This is a genomic window from Promicromonospora sukumoe 327MFSha3.1 (genome assembly GCF_000385135.1).
Taxonomy (GTDB): domain Bacteria; phylum Actinomycetota; class Actinomycetes; order Actinomycetales; family Cellulomonadaceae; genus Promicromonospora; species Promicromonospora sukumoe_B.
This window is the reverse complement of sequence record NZ_ARQM01000010.1, coordinates 75,590-93,105: the sequence shown is the minus strand read 5'-3', so window position 1 is coordinate 93,105 and position 17,516 is coordinate 75,590. Positions and strand designations below refer to the sequence as shown.

General features: G+C 73.2%; 15 protein-coding genes. 5 read left to right on the top strand and 10 right to left on the bottom strand.

Annotated features, from left to right (window positions below):
* Nucleotides 1-133: 133 nt before the first annotated feature.
* The 7 genes from H291_RS28595 to H291_RS0104040 form a co-directional block, all read right to left on the bottom strand.
* Nucleotides 134-1,057, bottom strand: a complete 924-nt coding sequence (locus H291_RS28595) for an HAD family hydrolase (RefSeq protein ID WP_020013703.1) — start codon at nt 1,055-1,057, stop codon at nt 134-136.
* Complete coding sequence (locus H291_RS28590) at nt 1,054-2,391, bottom strand: CPBP family intramembrane glutamic endopeptidase (RefSeq protein ID WP_157236709.1); 1,338 nt, start codon at nt 2,389-2,391, stop codon at nt 1,054-1,056. Before H291_RS28590 ends, H291_RS28595 begins: the two co-directional genes overlap by 4 nt.
* Before the next feature lie 163 nt (nt 2,392-2,554).
* Nucleotides 2,555-4,054 (bottom strand): glutamate--tRNA ligase, encoded by a 1,500-nt coding sequence (gltX, locus tag H291_RS28585; RefSeq protein ID WP_232215987.1) that lies wholly within the window; start codon nt 4,052-4,054, stop codon nt 2,555-2,557.
* Between the two features lie 9 nt (nt 4,055-4,063).
* Nucleotides 4,064-4,510, bottom strand: coding sequence for a hypothetical protein (locus tag H291_RS0104055; RefSeq protein WP_157236708.1), 447 nt, complete (start codon nt 4,508-4,510; stop codon nt 4,064-4,066).
* Between the two features lie 49 nt (nt 4,511-4,559).
* The gene (locus tag H291_RS34765; RefSeq protein WP_084468041.1) at nt 4,560-5,444 is read right to left on the bottom strand and encodes a GNAT family N-acetyltransferase; all 885 of its coding nucleotides are present in this window, start codon (nt 5,442-5,444) and stop codon (nt 4,560-4,562) included.
* Nucleotides 5,445-5,451: 7 nt separating this feature from the next.
* Nucleotides 5,452-6,321 (bottom strand): NUDIX hydrolase, encoded by an 870-nt coding sequence (locus H291_RS28575; protein ID WP_232215986.1) that lies wholly within the window; start codon nt 6,319-6,321, stop codon nt 5,452-5,454.
* 28 nt (nt 6,322-6,349) lie between these two features.
* Nucleotides 6,350-7,132: a fumarylacetoacetate hydrolase family protein gene (locus H291_RS0104040; protein WP_020013697.1), complete on the bottom strand. Its 783-nt coding sequence runs from the start codon at nt 7,130-7,132 to the stop codon at nt 6,350-6,352.
* 300 nt (nt 7,133-7,432) lie between these two features.
* Here H291_RS0104040 and H291_RS32235 point away from each other — a divergent pair, with 300 nt between their 5' ends.
* A complete protein-coding gene (locus H291_RS32235; RefSeq protein ID WP_020013696.1) occupies nt 7,433-9,448 on the top strand; it encodes a serine hydrolase domain-containing protein in 2,016 nt (671 codons plus the stop codon).
* On the opposite strand, the gene H291_RS0104030 is transcribed toward H291_RS32235, so the two are convergent.
* A complete protein-coding gene (locus tag H291_RS0104030; RefSeq protein WP_232216046.1) occupies nt 9,420-10,190 on the bottom strand; it encodes a class I SAM-dependent methyltransferase in 771 nt (256 codons plus the stop codon). The two genes, H291_RS32235 and H291_RS0104030, sit on opposite strands and share 29 nt — an antisense overlap.
* A gap of 442 nt (nt 10,191-10,632) precedes the next feature.
* Between H291_RS0104030 and H291_RS28565 the strand changes: the two genes are divergently transcribed.
* Entirely contained in the window at nt 10,633-12,105 is a 1,473-nt protein-coding gene (locus tag H291_RS28565; protein WP_020013694.1) for a heparan-alpha-glucosaminide N-acetyltransferase domain-containing protein, read from the top strand.
* A gap of 26 nt (nt 12,106-12,131) precedes the next feature.
* On the opposite strand, the gene H291_RS0104020 is transcribed toward H291_RS28565, so the two are convergent.
* Nucleotides 12,132-13,019 carry a PhzF family phenazine biosynthesis protein gene (locus H291_RS0104020; protein ID WP_020013693.1) on the bottom strand — a complete coding sequence of 296 codons (888 nt, stop codon included), beginning with the start codon at nt 13,017-13,019 and terminating at the stop codon, nt 12,132-12,134.
* 147 nt (nt 13,020-13,166) lie between these two features.
* Nucleotides 13,167-14,156 carry an aldo/keto reductase gene (locus H291_RS0104015; protein WP_020013692.1) on the bottom strand — a complete coding sequence of 330 codons (990 nt, stop codon included), beginning with the start codon at nt 14,154-14,156 and terminating at the stop codon, nt 13,167-13,169.
* A gap of 139 nt (nt 14,157-14,295) precedes the next feature.
* Here H291_RS0104015 and H291_RS0104010 point away from each other — a divergent pair, with 139 nt between their 5' ends.
* The 3 genes from H291_RS0104010 to H291_RS28555 all read left to right on the top strand — a co-directional run bounded on the left by H291_RS0104010 (nt 14,296) and on the right by H291_RS28555 (nt 17,300).
* A complete protein-coding gene (locus tag H291_RS0104010) occupies nt 14,296-15,336 on the top strand; it encodes a hypothetical protein (protein WP_020013691.1) in 1,041 nt (346 codons plus the stop codon).
* Nucleotides 15,337-15,522: 186 nt separating this feature from the next.
* Nucleotides 15,523-16,149, top strand: coding sequence for a lytic polysaccharide monooxygenase auxiliary activity family 9 protein (locus H291_RS28560; RefSeq protein ID WP_084467720.1), 627 nt, complete (start codon nt 15,523-15,525; stop codon nt 16,147-16,149).
* 506 nt (nt 16,150-16,655) lie between these two features.
* Entirely contained in the window at nt 16,656-17,300 is a 645-nt protein-coding gene (locus H291_RS28555; protein ID WP_020013689.1) for a lytic polysaccharide monooxygenase auxiliary activity family 9 protein, read from the top strand.
* Nucleotides 17,301-17,516: the final 216 nt, after the last annotated feature.

Sequence of the window (17,516 nt, the reverse complement as noted above, 5' to 3'; positions counted from 1 at the left end):
GGGTATGACCTCCTGGACACACCTGTCTCCGACTGGTGTTCCGTGGGGGTCCTACCGCTGGAGAACATTACCTGACCTCGGACGGTGGGCAAAACGGAATGGGCGTGCCGTCCGTCACGCGGGTCGAATCGGGTCAGTTTCGGCGCCCCGTGTCGTACCCGAGAGCGGCCGGGAGCTGGGCCAGCGTCTCGATCACCATGACTCCCGCCGCCCGCAACGCCTCGGGATCCTGCGGGTCGCCGGCCAGGGCCGCACGCTGCGCGGCGTTCGGCTCAGCGGCGTTGCGCTCAGCAGCATTCGGCTCAGCGGCGTTCGGCTCAGCAGCCTTCGGCCCGCCGGCATTCGACTCGCCGGCCTTGGGTTCCGCAGCACCCGGCAGCGCAACGCCGTGCTGGGCGTGCGCGCCGTAGCCCGGGCCCCGGCGGTGGCCCGCGCGGTCCAGCCAGACACCCGTCAGGCTCGCCTGGTGCGCCGCCAGCGCGTCGACGGTGGGCTCGTCGCCCACGTACGCCGTCCGGGACGGCTCGGTGCCCAGCCTGCGCGCCCCCTCGAGGAACACGCGGGGGTCCGGCTTGCCGAAGCCCAGGGTGTCCACCCCGACCAGCACCGGCAGGTCGCCGAGCCCGGCCATCTTCAGCTTGCGCTCCTGCAGCTCCGTGGCGGCGTTCGTCACGACGCCGACGCTCAGCCCCGCGGCGACGACGGCGTCGATGGCGGCGCGGGCGTCGTCGTGCGCGGTCCACGAGCGCTCGAACGTGCCCCAGAACAGCGCGTCCCACGCCTCGAAGGACTTCTCCGTCACGGGCGCGGCGCCGAACGTCTCGTGCAGCAGCGCCGCCCGGTGCCGACGCTGCGTCACGTGGTCCATCTCGCCGCGCGTGTAGCGGCTGTAGAAGCCGCCCGGGTCCGTGCGCCAGTGGGACAGGATCTCCGGGTCACGCTCCGCCGGGACGTGCGGCAGGTGCTCCGCCCGCACCGCCTCCAGCGCCCGGGCGAAGGCGCCCTTGGTGTCGACGAGGGTGTCGTCGACGTCGAACAGGATGCCGTCCATCGTCATGCCGTCTCTCCCTTGGCAGGTTCGCGCTCCACCACAGTCTTCTCCATCGGGGCCGGGTCCGATGCCGGACCCGACGCCGTCCCAGCCATCGGGGCCGTCGCCGCCGGGACGCTCGCCGACGTCGACGCCGGAGCCGCCGGGGCCGCCTGGTAAGTCGGGCTCATCGGGGCCGTCTCCACCATCTCAACCGGTTCCGGTACGACCAGCGCCGGCCTGCGCCGGTGCGCCCACCACAGCAGCACCGCCGTGGTGACCAGGGTGGTGCTGATGCTGGCCGCGCCCTCGGCAGGCGCCACCTCGGTGATCAGCAGCGAGTCCGCGAGCCCGTCGTAGGCGATCGCGAGGCCGAACGCCAGCAGGTTGTTGGCCGCGTGCAGGGCGACGGCTACCTCCAGTCCCCCGGTTCGCCACACCAGCAGGCTCGCGACCAGGCCGAACACCAGCCGGTCGGCGAACAGCCACGGGCTCTGGGCGCCGTGCGCCATCGCGAACAGCACCGCGGACACCACGGCGGGCACGACCACCGCGAGCCAGCGCCACCGCAGCAGGCTGCCGATCCACTGCGACATCCAGCCGCGGAAGAAGTACTCCTCGCCGGCCGCCTGCAGCGGCGTGGTCAGCAGGATCACGAGCGCCAGCGCCACCCAGCCGGCGGCCGGCGTGAGCGGCCACAGGCTGGCGTCGTCGGCACCCGGCGCGGCGTCACCGGCCAGTCCGAGGCTGGAGACCAGGATGCTGCTGCCCAGCGTGAGCGGCACCAGGAGCAGCAGCGACACCCCGAGCCCGCCGAGCAGCAGGCGCCAGCGCACGCGGCCCAGCACCGACGACACGAGGCCACCGCGCCGCGCCTGCGCCCACGTCGCGACCATCGCGACCGGGATACCGAGCGCCAGGCCGAGGTTCGTCACCAGCAGACCCGACGGCGACACGAACCACGCGTCGGTGAGCGACGACGGGTCCGGGAGGTCCACGCCGGCCAGCTGCCCCACGACCAGCAGGAGCAGGTACAGCAGCATCGCCCCGAAGAACACGACCAGGCATCCCGCGATCGCGACCAGGCCGAGCAGCGGCCGCCACCACCGGAACCACGGGCCGCGCAGGGCCTGCGGGTACTCCCGCGGTGCGGACGACGACGCCGCGAGGACCGGCGCGCCCGGCGCTCCTGGCACCTCCGGCACCCCCGGTCCTCCCGACCGCACCTCCCCCGGGAACGACGACGCCGCAGCCCCCGGTGTCGGGGACTGCGGCATCGGCTGCTGCGCTGTCTCGGGCGGAACGGCTCCGGTCGGGTCGGTCGTGGGCGGCACGGCGTCAGGTGTCATGGCGTCGGTCACGCCGCTCACGTTAGACCACTTCGCTGACCGCTTCCCGGACCACCTGCCGGACCGCCTGCCGGATCATTCGCGGATCACCTCTCCGGCAACCTGCGAGACCAGCGCGCGAGACCGGTCCGGCAGACGGCGCCGCGAGCTCCCGCCGCCAGCTCCCGCCACGAGCTCACTCCGCCGAGGCGGGCACCCCGGCTGTGTCGGCACCCGCGCCAGCACCCGCACCCAGGCGGGCCAGCGCGGCGTCGACACGCTCGAGGGTGCGCTCCTTGCCGAGCACCTCGAGCGACTCGAACAGCGGCAGGCCGATCCGGCGTCCGGTCACGGCCACCCGGACGGGGGCCTGCGCCTTGCCGAGCTTCATGCCGTGCTTCTCGCCCACCGTGGTGACGATGTCCTTGAGCGGTTCGGCCGTCCAGGACTCCTCGGCGGCCAGGGCCTCGCGGACGTCGGCGAGCAGCTCGGCGGCGCCGGCCTTCATCGCCTTGTTCCAGGAGTCCTCGTCCACCAGCGGGGCGTCCAGGAAGAGGAAGTCGACGTTGGCCGTGATCTCGGACAGCAGCGCCACCCGGGAGTGGGCCAGCGGCGCGACGGCGTCGAACACCTTCTGGTCGAACTGCTCCGGCGTCCACGGCGCGGCCGGGGCCTGAAGCCACGGCGTGCAGGCCGCCGCGAAGTCCTCGACGCTCAGCGCGCGGATGTACTCGCCGTTGAACGCCGTGAGCTTCTTGATGTCGAAGAACGCGGACGACGAGTTGATGTCCTCGACGCGGAACCGGCGCACCAGCTCGTCGAACGGGAGGATCTCCTCGTCGTTGCCGGGCGCCCAGCCGAGCAGCATCAGGTAGTTGACCATCGCGTCGGGCAGGATGCCCTCGGCGAGGTAGTCCTCCAGCGCCACCTTGTCGCGGCGCTTGGAGAGCTTCTGCCGCTTCTCGTTGACGATCACCGGCATGTGGGCCCACTGCGGCGGCGTCTTGCCCAGGGCCTCCCAGAGCAGCTGCTGCTTGGGGGTGTTCGGCAGGTGCTCCTCGGCGCGCATGACGAGGGTGATGTTCTCGTCGATGTCGTCCACGACGTTGGCCAGCAGGAACACCGGCGAGCCGTTGCCGCGCGCGATGACGAAGTCCTCGAGGTTCGCGTTCGGGAACGTCGGGTTGCCGCGGATCAGGTCGACCACCTGCGTCTCGCCCTCGTCCGGCGTGCGGAAGCGCAGCGCGCGGCCCTCGGCGTACTCCAGGCCGCGGTCGCGGCAGAAGCCGTCGTAGCCGGTCTGCTGGTTCCCGGTGCGCGCGATCAGGGCGTCGCGGGTGCAGTCGCAGTAGTACGCCTTGCCCTCGGCGAAGAGCCGCTGGGCGGCGTCCTTCTGGATCCCGGCGTTCTCGGACTGGAAGTACGGGCCCTCGAAGGCCGGGTCCTCCTTGCGGATGCCGAGGGCCTCCATGGCCGACAGGATGCCGTCCACCCACTCGGGCTGGTTGCGCGAGGCATCGGTGTCCTCGATGCGCAGCACGAACGTGCCGCCCTGCTGCTTCGCCACGGCCCAGTTGAACAGGGCGGAGCGGGCACCGCCCACGTGGAACATGCCGGTCGGGGACGGCGCGAAGCGGACGCGCACGGCGGCGCCCTCGGGCGCGCCGTCGGTGGGGGTATCGGTCACGGAAGTCACGCCCACAGCCTAGGCGTTGCGCGCCCCGGCGGCGGAGCCGGGCCGACGGCGGGACGTCCGCTCCCGCCAGCGACGGATCAGGAGCGCGATCGCGTAGCCGGGCCACACCGGGATCGACAGGATGGCAGGCGCCACGACGTAGAGGAGCTCCCACCCCACGTCGTCGGGCGACAGGGACGCGGCGACGAAGAAATAGCAGACCGCAAGCACGACGGTGGCCAGGATCGCGGCCGTGCCCAGGATGACCCAGTCGTTGCGCACCGCCAGGAGCCGGAGCAGCGCGGCCGCGACACGGATCACCACCAGGGCGGCGGCCGTCACCGCGAGCGCGCCCAGGAGGACCTCGCCGGCCCCACGCCACGAGATGCCGTTGCTCCCGTAGACGAACAAGAGCACGACCGCGGTGACGCCGAACGCCACGGGAGTCAGCGCGAGAGAGCGTCGCAGAGTGTCCACCGGCCCATGATGCTTGCCGGACGCCGGGCCGGCCACGTATGTCCGCCGCTCAGCGGCCCGCGCGGCCGACACGGCCCGGGAAGGACGAACCGGTGGCCAGGCGTCTCAGGTACCGCCGCGTCGAGACCGGCACCGGTCCCACGGGGGTCTCCGCCTGATAGTCGAGCGGGCCGCCGTCGGACCAGCCCGCCCGCTCGTAGAACCGCCGGGCACGCGTGTTGCCCGCCACGACGGCGAGCCACGCCTCGGGGTGTCCGGCCGCCGCGATCCGGGCCTCACCCGCCGAGAGCAGCTCGGCCGCGATCCCGGAGCCCCGGTGGGTCGCGGCCACGAACAGCTGCTCCAGCTCCTCGCCCCGGACGGTCACGAAACCGACGATGCGCGACGCCGCGGGCTCGGCGGGGTCGGCGGGGCCGGCGGGGTCGGCGGGGCCGGCTGGGTCGTCCATCGCGGTGCCGTCGAGAACCGGGTCGTCCACGACGGCGACCGTCGTGCCCGGCACCCGGGACGCGGCGCGCGGTCCGAACGAGTCCCGCGTCCGGGCCGCCTCCAGGGCGGCCGGGACCAGCCCGCGGTGCCCGTCGCCCCAGGCGGCGTGCCAGACGTCGGCGATCGCCGGGGCGTCCTCCGGGACCGCGCGCCGGAGCTCCACGTGCCGCACCACCAGCGGTGCGACGAGGAACCGGTCCTCGTCCTCCAGCACCACGGGCTCGGTGCGCCAGCGAGGACCGGCGTACGCCGCGAGCGCCGCGGCGTCCCGCCAGCGGCTCACGTAGGTGAGCGTGTCCTGGCCCGAGCTGGTCTGCCTGACGACGATCTCGTCGCTCACGAAGCCGTCGAGCGCGGCGAACTCCACGGTGCCCGCCTCGATGAACGCCTGGAACTCGTCGAGCAGACCGGGCCGGACGTGCGCCGTGGAGCGCCTGATGATCATCGTCCGATCATGCTCCACCGGCCCGGCCCGGGCCAGCATCATCCGGGCCCGAACGATCCGGGCCGGCCTCGTCCGTGCCGGCCTGGTCCGTGCTGGCCTGGTCACGGCCGGGCTGATCCGGGCTGACCTGGTCCGCGCTGGTCCGGGCGCGGGCCAGGCGCACCAGCTCGGTCAGCTCGGGGTCGGGCAGTGCGTCGGCGGGCCACCAGCGCAGGGCCAGCGACTCGTCCGACAGCGCGGTCTCGGCGTCGGGCCCCGCGACCGCGACGAACCGCACGTCGAGGTGGTGCACCGGGCGGTCCGGGTCGCCCGTCCCGGGTCGGCAGAACGGCACGACGTGCTCGTCGAGGTGCACGGGGACGGGGTCGACCACGAGGTCCGCGATGCCCGACTCCTCGCGCGCCTCACGGGCGGCGGCGTTGGCCAGGGTGCGGTCCCCGGGCTCGAGGTGCCCGCCGAGCTGGAACCAGCGCCGGGCCTTGGCGTGCAGGGTGAGCAGCACGCGCGCGCCGTCGTGCGAGAGCACGAGGGTCGAGGCCGTCAGGTGGTCCGGGACGGAGGTGCGGAGCACCCCGTGACCGGGCGTACCGGCGGCATCCTCCCCGGTAGCTCCGGTGGCTCCGGCAGCACCGGTGGCCTCAAGGTGCGCGACGTAACGCGCCCGCAGGCGCTCCTGCTCCGACGTCGCACCGGTCCAGGCACGCAGGGTCGCGAGGGCGTCGCGGTGCAGGACGACGCCGGGCACAGGGACATCGCCGGCGTCGGCACCCGGTCCGATACCGGAGCCGGACACCGGGTTGTTCGCCGTCCCGACCGCTGTCCCGACCGCTGTCTCGACCGCTGTGTCGCCCACTGGGTCGACCGCTGTCTCACCCACTGGGTCGTTCGTCGTCTCGACCGTCACGTCAGCGGCGCCGCAGCACCGGGTTGGCCAGGACGCCGACGCCCTCGACCTCCACCTCGACGCGGTCGCCCTGGTCGATGCGGCCGACGCCGGCGGGGGTGCCGGTGAGGATCACGTCGCCGGGCAGCAGCGTCATCGCCTCGGAGATGTACGAGACCAGGAACGGCACGTCGAACACCATGTCGCGGGTGCGACCGTCCTGGCGCAGCTCGCCGTTGACGCGCGAGCGCACGGCGACGTCCTCCGGGTTCAGGTCGGTGTCGATCCACGGGCCGAGCGGGCACGAGGTGTCGAAGCCCTTGGCACGGGCCCACTGCCCGTCGGTGCGCTGGGCGTCCCGTGCGGTGACGTCGTTGGCCACGGTGTAGCCGAGGATGTACGACGGCGCGTTCTCCGGCGTGACGTCCTTGCAGACCTTGGAGATCACGACGGCCAGCTCGGCCTCGTAGGAGACCTCCTGCGTGAAGTCGGGCAGCACGATCGGGTCGTCCGGGCCCACCACCGCGGTGTTCGGCTTGAAGAACAGCAGCGGCGTCGTCGGGACGTCGCCGCCCATCTCCTTGGCGTGGTCGGCGTAGTTCTTGCCCACGCACACGATCTTGGAGCGCGGGATCACCGGGGCGAGCAGCCGGACGCCGTCGCCCAGCTCGATGCGCTCGCCGGTCGGCATGGCCGGCATGTAGAGGGGGTCGCCGCCCAGCACGGCGAGGAAGGTCTTGTCGCCCTCCTGCTGCACGAGGGCGAAGCGGGGGTCGTCTCCGGTGGTGAATCTCGCGATACGCACGAGCTCAGCGTATGCCGGACGTCGCCGTGCCCGGGATCGGTGGGCACCATCGTGTCTGTTCTCCTGCCCACCCTCCCGCCCGCTCTACCGCCCGCCCTCCCGAGGAGCCGCAGCCCTCGCGGGTGCGGCGCGAGCGCTCTCCGGGTCGGCTCAGGGGCCGGTCAGGGGCGCGGCCCAGGTGATCCCCGATGCCCTGGCCACGCCTCTTTTCCTAGCGTTTCCACCCCTGGCGTTCGCAGACAGGACGACCCGGCCGCGCTCGGCGCCGGGCCGGTTACGACACGGTGACGAGGAGCTCGGATGAGGAACGACCGGACCGGGGCGCGGCGGGTGCGCCTCCGCGCGGCACAGGGCATCGCGCTCGTGACGGCGGCGGTGATCGTGTTCGCCCCGACGGCGTCGGCAGCGTCGGCAGCGTCGGCGGCGTCCGCAAACGGAACAGGCGCTCCGTTCCGGGAGAACGTGAGCACGGCCCGGGCCGACGGCGGCGGCTCCGACGGCATTGGCTCCGACGGCGGCGGCTCTGTCGGCATCGGCTCAGACGACGGCGCGACGGACAGCGGCACGACGGACGGTGCCGACGACGCCGTCGACCCGGTCGACGACACCACGGGCGACAGCACCGACGACGATGTCGTCGCCGAGCACCTCGCCGAGTACCTCCGGGTGCACCGCACCCCCGGCCTGGCCCTCGTGACGCTCGCCGACGGCGACGTACGCGTCCGGGTGCACGGGACGACGGGCGACGGCGAGCCGGTCGGCGAGGGCACGCCGATGCGCATCGGCTCGATGAGCAAGGCGTTCACCGCGCTGGCCGTGCTGCAGCAGGTCGACGCCGGGCGGTTCGACCTGGACGACCCGGTCGCGGAGCTGCTCCCGGAGCTGCACCTGGCCGACGCCCGGTACCGGTCGATCACCGTGGAGCACCTGCTGACCCACCGTTCGGGCCTGGCCGCGACGGCGCTGGAGTACGCGTCCGACCCGGCGGCGGCGCCCGCGGAGACCGTGGGGCGGCTGGCCGACGAGGAGCTGGCCGCCACTCCCGGGACCACCACCCTGTACAGCAACGCCGGGTACGCGGTGCTGGCCCGGCTGGTCGAGCACACGGCCGACGCCGGCTTCGGCGACTACCTGGAGCGGGAGATCTTCACGCCGCTGGGCATGGCGTCCACAACCGCGACCGCCCGCTGCGACGCCGAGCCGGCGGGCCTCGCCCGGGGGTTCTCGCTGTTCGGGCCGGTGCGGGTTGCCGTGCCGGAGCTGCCGCTGGCCTGCGCCGGCAGCGGCGGGATCATCTCCACCGCGCGGGACATGGCTGCGTGGCTGCGGTTCCAGGTCGGCGACGGCACGTCTCCCGAGACCGGCGATGTGCTGCTGCGCCCGGAGACCTTCGCCGCGTTCCACGAGGTTCCGGACGACGAGGCGCCGGACGACGGCGCGGCGTACGGGTACGGCTGGCACGACACGACCGGCTCGGACGACAACGAGGCCAAGGCCGAGGCCGACACGAGCACCAGCACCAGCACCAGCAGCGACAGCGACAGCGACAGCGACAGCGACAGCGACACCGACAGCGACACCGACAGCGACACCGACAGCGAGGTCGACGCCGGTACCGACGGCCAGGACACCAGCGAGCGCGCCGCGCTGATCGGCCACGGCGGCACGCTGGCGACCTTCGCCTCCGGGATCGAGTTCTCCCCGCGCACCGGCACCGGCGCCGTCGTGCTCGCCAACGGCGCCGGCGACCCCATGGTGCTGACGCACAACGCGATCGTGGCGGTCGACGGTGGCACGACGCTGCCGACCAGCAACCCGTTCGACACGTTCAACGCCGCGCTCGCCGGCATCTCGGCACTCGTGCTGCTCGGCGGCGTCCTCGTCGTCGTCCGGTCCCGGCGCTGGGCCCAACGCAGGGCCGAACGCGGGGCTGAATCCAGCGCCGAACGCAGCGCCGAGCGCAGGGCCCACGACAGCGCCGAAGACAGGGCTGATGACAGAGCTGATGACAGGGCCGAAGACAGGGCCGATGACAGGGCCGCCGCCGGGACCCGGCGTGCCACGGTGCTGCGGCTCGTGCCGCTCGCCCTGTTCGTACTGCTGGGGGCGGCGCTCCCCTGGCTCGGCGCGACGCTCATGGGCGTGGCCGAACCCGTGGCCGCCTACCGGATCGTGCTGTGGCTCTACCCGGCCGTGCTGCTGCTCGGCGTGGCGATCGTGCTCGCCGCGGGCAGCGGCCTGACGGCGCGCCTGGTGCAGCTGAAGCGGCTCGCACGGCCGGTGCCGGTCACGCCCGGGCGAGGACCTCGCCGTTGAGCACCGCGAACCAGCCGTCGGGCGCGGCGGCCCACTCGCGCCAGCCCTGGGCGAGCTGCTCGAGGGCGACGTCGTCCGCGAGACCCGAGTCCTTGGCCTGCACGGCGAAGTTGGACTCGGTGCAGCGCTCGGCCCACAGGCCGCCCCACCAGGTGCGGTCGTCGGGGGTGGCGTAGCACCAGACGCTCGCGCCGGGTTCGATCGTGGCGGGGTCGAACCCGGCGTCGCGCACCCACGAGGCGAGGCGGCGTCCGGCGTCGGGCTCGAAGCCGTAGGCGTGCGTTACCTCGTGGTAGAGCATGTTCCACTCGGTGAGCTCGGCGGACTCCGGGTACCAGGTCATGGCCTCGTAGTCGGCGTCGCGCACGGCGACGAACCCGCCCGGCTTGGCGACGCGCTTCATCTCGCGCAGGGCCGCGACCGGGTCGGAGAGGTGCTGGAGCAGCTGGTGGGCGAAGACGACGTCGAACGAGTCGTCCTCGAACGGCAGCTCGTAGGCGTTCGCGTGCTCGAAGGTGATGTTCTTGGTGCCGTGCGCGTCCGCGAGGCCGCGGGCGGACTCCAGCACGTCGTCGGAGGCGTCGACGCCCACGACGCTGCCCTGCGTGAGCCGCTCGGCGAAGTCCACGGTGACGGTGCCGGGGCCGCAGCCGACGTCGAGCAGCGTCATGTCGGAGAGCAGGTGGGGCAGCAGGAACGCGGCGGAGTTGGCCGCCGTCCGGCGCCGGTGCGAGCGCAGCACGGACTCGTGGTGCCCGTGCGTGTACGACTCGGACTCCTTGGTGAGGTCCGTCCCGGCGCCCGGGCTGTCGGGGCTCTCCTGCTCGGCGCCACTGGTGTCGCCGGCGCCGCGGGTCAGGCTCGACAGGCTGCTGGGGGCGTCGACGGCGTCGATCGGGTCGGTGCCCGCGGGCTTGGTGCGGTCCCGGGCGGGCCCGCCGCTCCCCTCGTTCGCGGGGAACCTGCCGCCGAACGTGTCGCCGAGCTTGTGGCTGGGCGCGTCGGTTCGGGCCGTGTCGATGCGAGCGATGTCGTGCTCGTTGGCGCTGCCGGTCATGGCCGCACTGTATGTGCGCCGCGCCACGCTGCACATCCGCGTTCTCATCCTTCGGGACGGCTGTCCAACAAGCCGGCCCCGGCGGGTCCCACGAGCGTCGGACCTCGGGACGCGCAAGGATGCGCGCATGTCCACGCTTGCTCAGCCGTCCGGGGCCTCATCGGGAGCCCCGTCCGGGGCCTCATCCGGAGCCCCGTCCGGGCCCTCGTCCGAGGCGTCGTCGGGAGCGTCCCCCGGGGCCCCGTCGGGTGCGCCGGCCGGGGAGTCCGTCGCTCCGGACGAGGCGTCGTCCGACCGGCTCGCCGGTGCCGCCGGCGGCGGGCGCCGGAGCCTGCGTGACAACCTCCGCGACAACCTGCTCGGCGGACCGGGCCGCGTGCTGGGGGCGGACATCGCCCGGGGCATCGCGGTGCTCGGCATGTTCACGGCGCACGTCGGGGTCACCTCGGACGACCTCGCCACGTTCGAGGGCTGGCTGAGCCTGGCGCACGGTCGGTCGTCGATCCTGTTCGCGACGGTCGCGGGGCTCTCGCTGGCGCTGGTCACGGGCGGGTCCCGGCCGCTGGCGGGCGAGGCGATGCGCACGGCGCGCGCCCGGATCCTCGTGCGGGTCGTGCTGCTGCTGGCCCTGGTCGCGGTGCTCGACCTGTTCGGTACGCGCGTGCTGCTCATCCTGGGTTTCTACGCCGCGTACTTCGTGCTCGCGCTGCCGTTCCTGCGGATGCCGCCGGCCCGGCTGGCGGCGATCTCGGTGGGCATCGCGGTGGTCGGGCCCGTCCTCGTGTACTACGGGCCCGAGGTGCTGGCCCGGGCCGGGCTGCGCGCGCCGCACGACGGGTCGGGCGCCGCCACCGACTTCCTGCTCACGGGCCACTACCCCGCGCTGGTCTGGATGGCGTACGTGCTCGCCGGGCTCGCGCTGGGCCGCTGCGACCTGCGGTCGCCCACGCTGCACCTCGGCCTGGTCGCGGGCGGGTTCGGCCTGGCCGCCCTGACCTCGGTCGCCTCCGCGGTGATGGTGGCCGACGCCGGCGGGCTGACCACCGTCGAGGGGCAGGTCGCCGTGACGTCGTCGCAGTACGTGCAGCCCCCGCCCACCTGGTCCGACCCGTGGCCGCCCCTGGCCGGGCTGTACCTCGAGGGCCCGCACGACGACACGACGTTCGAGGCGCTCGGCTCCGGCGGATTCGCGCTGGGCGTGCTCGGGCTGTGCCTGCTGCTCGGGTCGGTGGCCCGGGGCGGCGCGCGCGAGGGCACGCAGGAGGGCAAGCAGGAGGGCGGGCTCCGGCGTGTCGCGCGCGGGGTGGTGCTGACCGTCACCACGCCGCTGGCCGCCGTCGGCGCGCTGGCGCTGACCGTCTACTCCCTGCAGATCGTCACCATCTGGTGGTGGACGCGCACCTACTGGGACCTGCTCGACCCCGCGACCAACACGCCGCTGGGCTGGATGGTCGTGGTCACGCTGGTGCTGGCGACGGCGTGGCGGGCGCTGCTGGGCCGCGGCCCGCTGGAGCGCCTGTTCGGGTGGGTCGCCAAGCGGGCCTTCCCGGACCGCTCGGCGTCCCGGAGCGCCAGTTCCTCAAGCAGTGCCACTTCCTGAAGCGCCGGTTCCTGAAGCGCCACTTCCTAGAGCGTCACCTCGCCGACGATCGTGGTGACGGTGTCGCCGCCGACCCACACCTCGCCGTCGGGCAGCTTCTCGACGTGGACGCGGCCCGCCCGGCCCATCACCGTCCCCTGCGACGCGATGTACGACGACGGCAGCACGTCGCCGGCGAGCCACTGGCCGAGTCCGGCGTTGAGGCTGCCCGTCACCGGGTCCTCCCCGACGCCGATGGACGGGACGAAGGCGCGCACCTCGACTGCGGGGGCACTGGCGCTCTGTTCTGCGGGGCGCTCGCCCGGCGCGTACTCGCCGACGACGCCGAGCTTGAGGTCGCCCATCGCCACCAGGTCGGGCTCCAGGCCGAGCACGACGTATGCGTCGCGGAGCTGGACCGCCACCCAGCCGGGCCCGTTGTCCACCCAGGCCGAGCGGACGACGTCGGACACGTCGAGGCGCAGCGAGCGCGCGATCCGGGCGAGGTCGGCGTCGTCGACGGCGCCGGAGCGAATCAGGGGCGGGCCGGCGAACGCGAGGCGCTGCCCCGAGCCGGTGTCCTGGCGGCGGACCCGCACCAGGCCGACGCCGCACTCCTGGATGACGTCCTGCCCGCGCGGGACGCCGCCGGCCTCCAGCCAGGCGTGCGCGGTGCCGAGCGTGGGGTGCCCGGCGAACGGCAGCTCGCCGCCCGGGGTCCAGATGCGGACGCGGTAGTCGGCGCCCGCCGCACGCCCGGCCTCGGTCGGGTCGAGCAGGAACGTGGTCTCCGAGAGGTTGGTCCACCGGGCGAAGTCGGCCAGCTGCTCGTCGGTGAGGCCGTCGGCCCCGTGCACGACGGCGACGGGGTTGCCCGCCGTCGGCTGCGCGGAGAAGACGTTGACCTGGCGGAACGCGCGCGGCGAAAGACTCATGCCCGCCACGCTACCGAGCCCGTCCCCACGTGTCAGACCATCCCGCACGTGTCGGCCCGTCCCCACGTGTAGCCCGTCCCCACGTGTCAGACGTACAGGTCACTCGGGTGACCTGTACGTCTGACACGTGCGGGGAAGGCTGACAGCTCAGGCCGGGAAGATCTCGTCCAGCTCCGCGAGGTCCTCCGCCGTCGGCGTCCAGGTCCAGGCCTGGGCGTTCCCCCGCACCTGCTCGGGCCGGGTCGCCCCGGCGATCACCGACGACACCTCGGGCCGGGTCAGCAGCCAGGAGAACGCGACGTCTGTCTCGGTCACTCCACGCTCGCGGCAGAAGGTGCCGAACCGGTCCAGGGCCGCCCAGGGCGCCGTGTCCAGAAGCTGCTGCTTGGTCGTGACCAGACGGGAGCCGTCGGGCCGGGCGCCGCCGGTGTACTTGCCGGTGAGCAGGCCGTTCTCCAGCGGGTGGTACGGCAGCACGCCGATGCCGTACTCCCGGGCCGCGGGCAGCACCTCTCGCTCCAGGCCGCGGGCGAGCAGCGAGTACTTGTTCTGCGCGGAGACGAACCGGGTGCCGCCCGTGCCGCTGTTCCCGACGGCGCCGCCGGTCCCGCGGGCCACGTGCTCGGCGTCCGCCACCTGCCAGCCGCGGAAGTTGGAGTGGCCCACGTAGCGGACCTTGCCCGCGCGGACCAGGTCGTCGAGCGCGGCGAGCGTCTCGTCGATCGGGGTCGCCGGGTCGGGGGCGTGCAGCTGGTAGAGGTCGATCCAGTCGGTGCCGAGCCGGCGCAGCGACGCCTCGGCCGCCCGCACGATGTACCGACGCGACCCGCGAGCGCCGAAGTCCTGGCCGTTCGCGCCGTGCAGGTCGAGCCCGAACTTCGTCGCGATCAGCACGTCGTCGCGACGGCCACGCAGCGCGGCACCGAGCAGCTCCTCGGACAGTCCGGGACGGGCGCCGTAGGCGTCGGCGGTGTCGAAGAAGGTCACCCCGGCGTCGATGGCGGCGTCGATCAGGGCGGTGGCGCCCTCCGCGGTCTCGGTGACGGTGCCGGTGCGGCCGAGGTTGTTGCACCCCAGGCCGACGACGGGAACGGACAGGCCGGAGCGCCCGAGGCGGCGCAGGGGAAGGTCGGACATGGTCGCACCTTACGGCGTCCGCCCTGCGGGGCGACGGCGGGGCCGACGGCGGGGCGGGGCCGTGGCGTCGGGCTTGGGACGGGGCCGTGGGCAGGGCCGCGAGTCCAGGCGTGTCCGGGTGCCGCCGTACCCTGGACCGGTGAGCACAGTCCTCGACGGGCCGACCGCGCCCGGTGGGCGCGGCGCTGCCGCGTACGCCGCAGCAGTCGCCGCGACGCTGGAGCCTCAGGACTGGCTACCCCTCGCGGCCGCGCACGCCGAGCGTGCCGACGCTCTCACGGCTGTCTGGCGCGCCGCGCGCGCGGAAGGTCGCAAGCACGCCATCGAGGACTTCCTCTTCACGTACTACCCGACGCGGATCGCGCACCTGCGCCGCTGGCACCCCGGTGCGGGAGTCGCGCTCGTGCTGCCGAACGACAGCGCTCCCGACCCCGACCCCGACCCCGACCCCGACCCCGACCCCGAGGACCGCACGGCATGGCGCTGGCACCGGACGAGCCCGCCGGCCGGTGAGCCCCACGCCGTCGTCCGCCTGGACGCCGAGGCCTTCCTGGCCGACCGCGGCGACACCGTGCGGTACGTCCGCGACCTGCTCGCGGCGACGTCGTCGCGCCCGGGGACGTTCGGCTGCTTCGGGCTGCACGAATGGGCGATGGTCTACCGCGACCGGGAGGCGGGCCGGGACCAGCGGCATCCGCTGCCGCTCCGCCTCGGGCACGCGGGCACCGACGCCGTGGTCGAGGCCAACCCCGTGCGCTGCTCGCACTTCGACGCGTTCCGGTTCTTCACGCCGGAGGCGACGTCGCGCAACCAGCTCCAGCCGACCCGTGCCGCACAGGTCGGCATGGAGCAGCCGGGCTGCCTGCACGCCAACATGGACCTCTACAAGTGGTGCCTCAAGCTGGGCCCGGCCGTGCCCGGGGACCTGCTGCTCGACGCGTTCGAGCTGGCCCGCGACATCCGGTGGACCGACATGGCGGCGTCCCCCTACGACGTCTCCGGGTACGACGTCCCGGGCGTGGAGATCGAGACGCCGCAGGGCAAGGCCGAGTACGTGCGGCGGCAGCGCGAGTTCGCGCAGCGGTCCGGCGAGCTCCGGCAGCGGCTGCTCCGGGCGTGCGACGCGGTGCTGGACCCGATCCCCGACGCGGTGCGCGACGCGGGACCCGCAGAGTCGTAGCCGGCGTGGCGCCGGGGCGCCATTCCGCCGAAAACGTGCCCCGAACTGCTTACACGTACCCGCACCCGAGTACGTAGTTGCCCTACTTGTCGCCGGGTACCGCCCTTTTCTAGCGTCAGATCGTCGCACCCAAGCACTCAGGAGCAGTCCAGGTACTTCCCAACTTCAGATCACGAGGTGAGCGCCATGAGAGCAATCGCACCGCACACACCCGTCACCCGAGTCGTGCTCGGCATCTTCGCCGTGCTGGCCCTGACCCTGACGGCGCTGGTCGCCACACCCAGCGCCATGACCCCCAAGGCCGAGGCCCACGGTTGGGTCGTCTCGCCGCCGAGCCGCCAGGACCACTGCGCCAAGCGGACGGTGAGCTGGTCCTGCAACGGCGTCGAATGGGAGCCGCAGAGCGTCGAGGCGCCGAAGGGGTCCATGCTCTGCTCGGGGGGCAGCCGCTTCACCACGCTCGACAACGCCTCGCTGGCCTGGCCCCGCACGAACATCGGCAGCACGCACACCTTCCAGTGGACGCTGACCGCCTTCCACCGCACGGCCAGCTGGGAGTACTTCGTGGACGGCCGGCTGTTCAAGACCGTGAACGACAACGGGGCGACGCCGCCCGCGACCGTCACCCACACGCTCTCGGGCCTGCCGAGCGGCAACCACACGATCCTCGCCCGCTGGAACGTGTACGACACCGCCATGGCTTTCTACGCCTGCATGGACGTGAACATCGGCGGAGGGTCCAGCGCCGCCAAGACCGCGGTCGACGCCGACCGGCAGCTGGGCGGAGGGCGCCTGCTGGCCGCGCAGCTGTGACGGTTCGCTGAGGTCCGAACAGCAGCCCGAACCAGAGCACGAACCACAGCGCGAACCAGAGCGCGAACCACAGCAGAGTCCGCACTGAGCGGCCGGTGTCCCGACTCGGGACGCCGGCCGCTCTCGCGTTCGGCTGCCGGCCGGACGTCGATCCAAGGCCGGACAGACGCCGATCCGGGGCCGATTCGAGGCAGGCCACGTGCCGATCCGACGCCGATTCGAGGCCGATCCGAGGCAGGCCACGTGCCGGTCCGAGGCCGCCCAGGTGCCGAAATACGGGGAACCGCGTACGAATTCACCCTCATTGTCACCAACGCGAACATTTCCTAGGTTCGATGCCAGCACCGAATTTCACCCGCCGGTCCAGCGCAGCCCCGGCCGACCGCCGAACCGCGTCCGGACCAGCAGTCCACTCGAACAAACGGCCCGCTCGAACAAGACGGACCGCTCGAACAAGACGGACCGCTCGAACGAAACGGCCCGCTCGAACAACGGAAGGCATCACCGTGAATCGTGCACGCACCGCCAGCCCGCCGACCCGACTCCTGCTCTCCGCGCTCGCCGCCCTGGCACTCGCGGGAGCATTCCTCGTCTCCGCCCCGAGCGCCCTGCTGCCGCAGGCGCAGGCCCACGGCTGGATCACCAGCCCGCCGAGCCGCGCGGACCACTGCGCCACGGGCGCCGTGAGCTTCGACTGCGGCGGTCTCCAGTACGAGCCGCAGAGCGTCGAGGCACCGAAGGGCTCCACGCAGTGCTCGGGCGGCAGCGGCTTCACCGTGCTCGACAACGACTCGCTGGCCTGGCCGCGCACGACCATCAGCGGCGACACCACGTTCCGCTGGCAGATCACCGCCCGGCACTCCACGTCCACCTGGGAGTACTTCGTCGACGGCCAGCTCTTCAAGACGTTCGACGACGGCGGCGCACAGCCCGGCGCGACCGTCGAGCACACGCTGAGCGGCCTGCCCGCGGGCGACCACACCATCTTCGCCCGTTGGAACATCGCCGACACCGTGAACGCGTTCTACCAGTGCGTCGACGTCACGGTGTCCGGCTCGGCCGCGGCCGACGCCCCGGCGGAGTCGGACTCGCAGGCCCCTGCCACCCTCGGCACGAAGAAGCTGGGCGCAGGCGCCCTGAGCGCGGTCTGACCGGACTCGACCTCTCACACCGGACCGCATCGCCGGACCACATCACGCTGCATCGCCGGACCTCATCACGCTGCCCGAGAACGCACTGCCCGAGAATGCACGGCACCGTTCCACCTCGGGCCACACGGCACCATCCGAGGGCCGCACCGCACTGTCCCGGGCCGGGTGCCCGACGCAAAAACACGCGTCGGACATCCGGCCCCGGACGCGTTCCGA

Bases quoted from the DNA above. Each gene is read 5' to 3' on its own strand.
- H291_RS28595 (WP_020013703.1), bottom strand. From the start codon at position 1,057: ATGACGATGGACGGCATCCTGTTCGACGTCGACGACACCCTCGTCGAC.
- H291_RS34765 (WP_084468041.1), bottom strand. From the start codon at position 5,444: ATGATCATCAGGCGCTCCACGGCGCACGTCCGGCCCGGTCTGCTCGAC.
- H291_RS32235 (WP_020013696.1), top strand. From the start codon at position 7,433: ATGAGGAACGACCGGACCGGGGCGCGGCGGGTGCGCCTCCGCGCGGCA.
- H291_RS28565 (WP_020013694.1), top strand. From the start codon at position 10,633: ATGTCCACGCTTGCTCAGCCGTCCGGGGCCTCATCGGGAGCCCCGTCC.
- H291_RS0104020 (WP_020013693.1), bottom strand. From the start codon at position 13,019: ATGAGTCTTTCGCCGCGCGCGTTCCGCCAGGTCAACGTCTTCTCCGCG.
- H291_RS0104015 (WP_020013692.1), bottom strand. From the start codon at position 14,156: ATGTCCGACCTTCCCCTGCGCCGCCTCGGGCGCTCCGGCCTGTCCGTT.
- H291_RS28560 (WP_084467720.1), top strand. From the start codon at position 15,523: ATGAGAGCAATCGCACCGCACACACCCGTCACCCGAGTCGTGCTCGGC.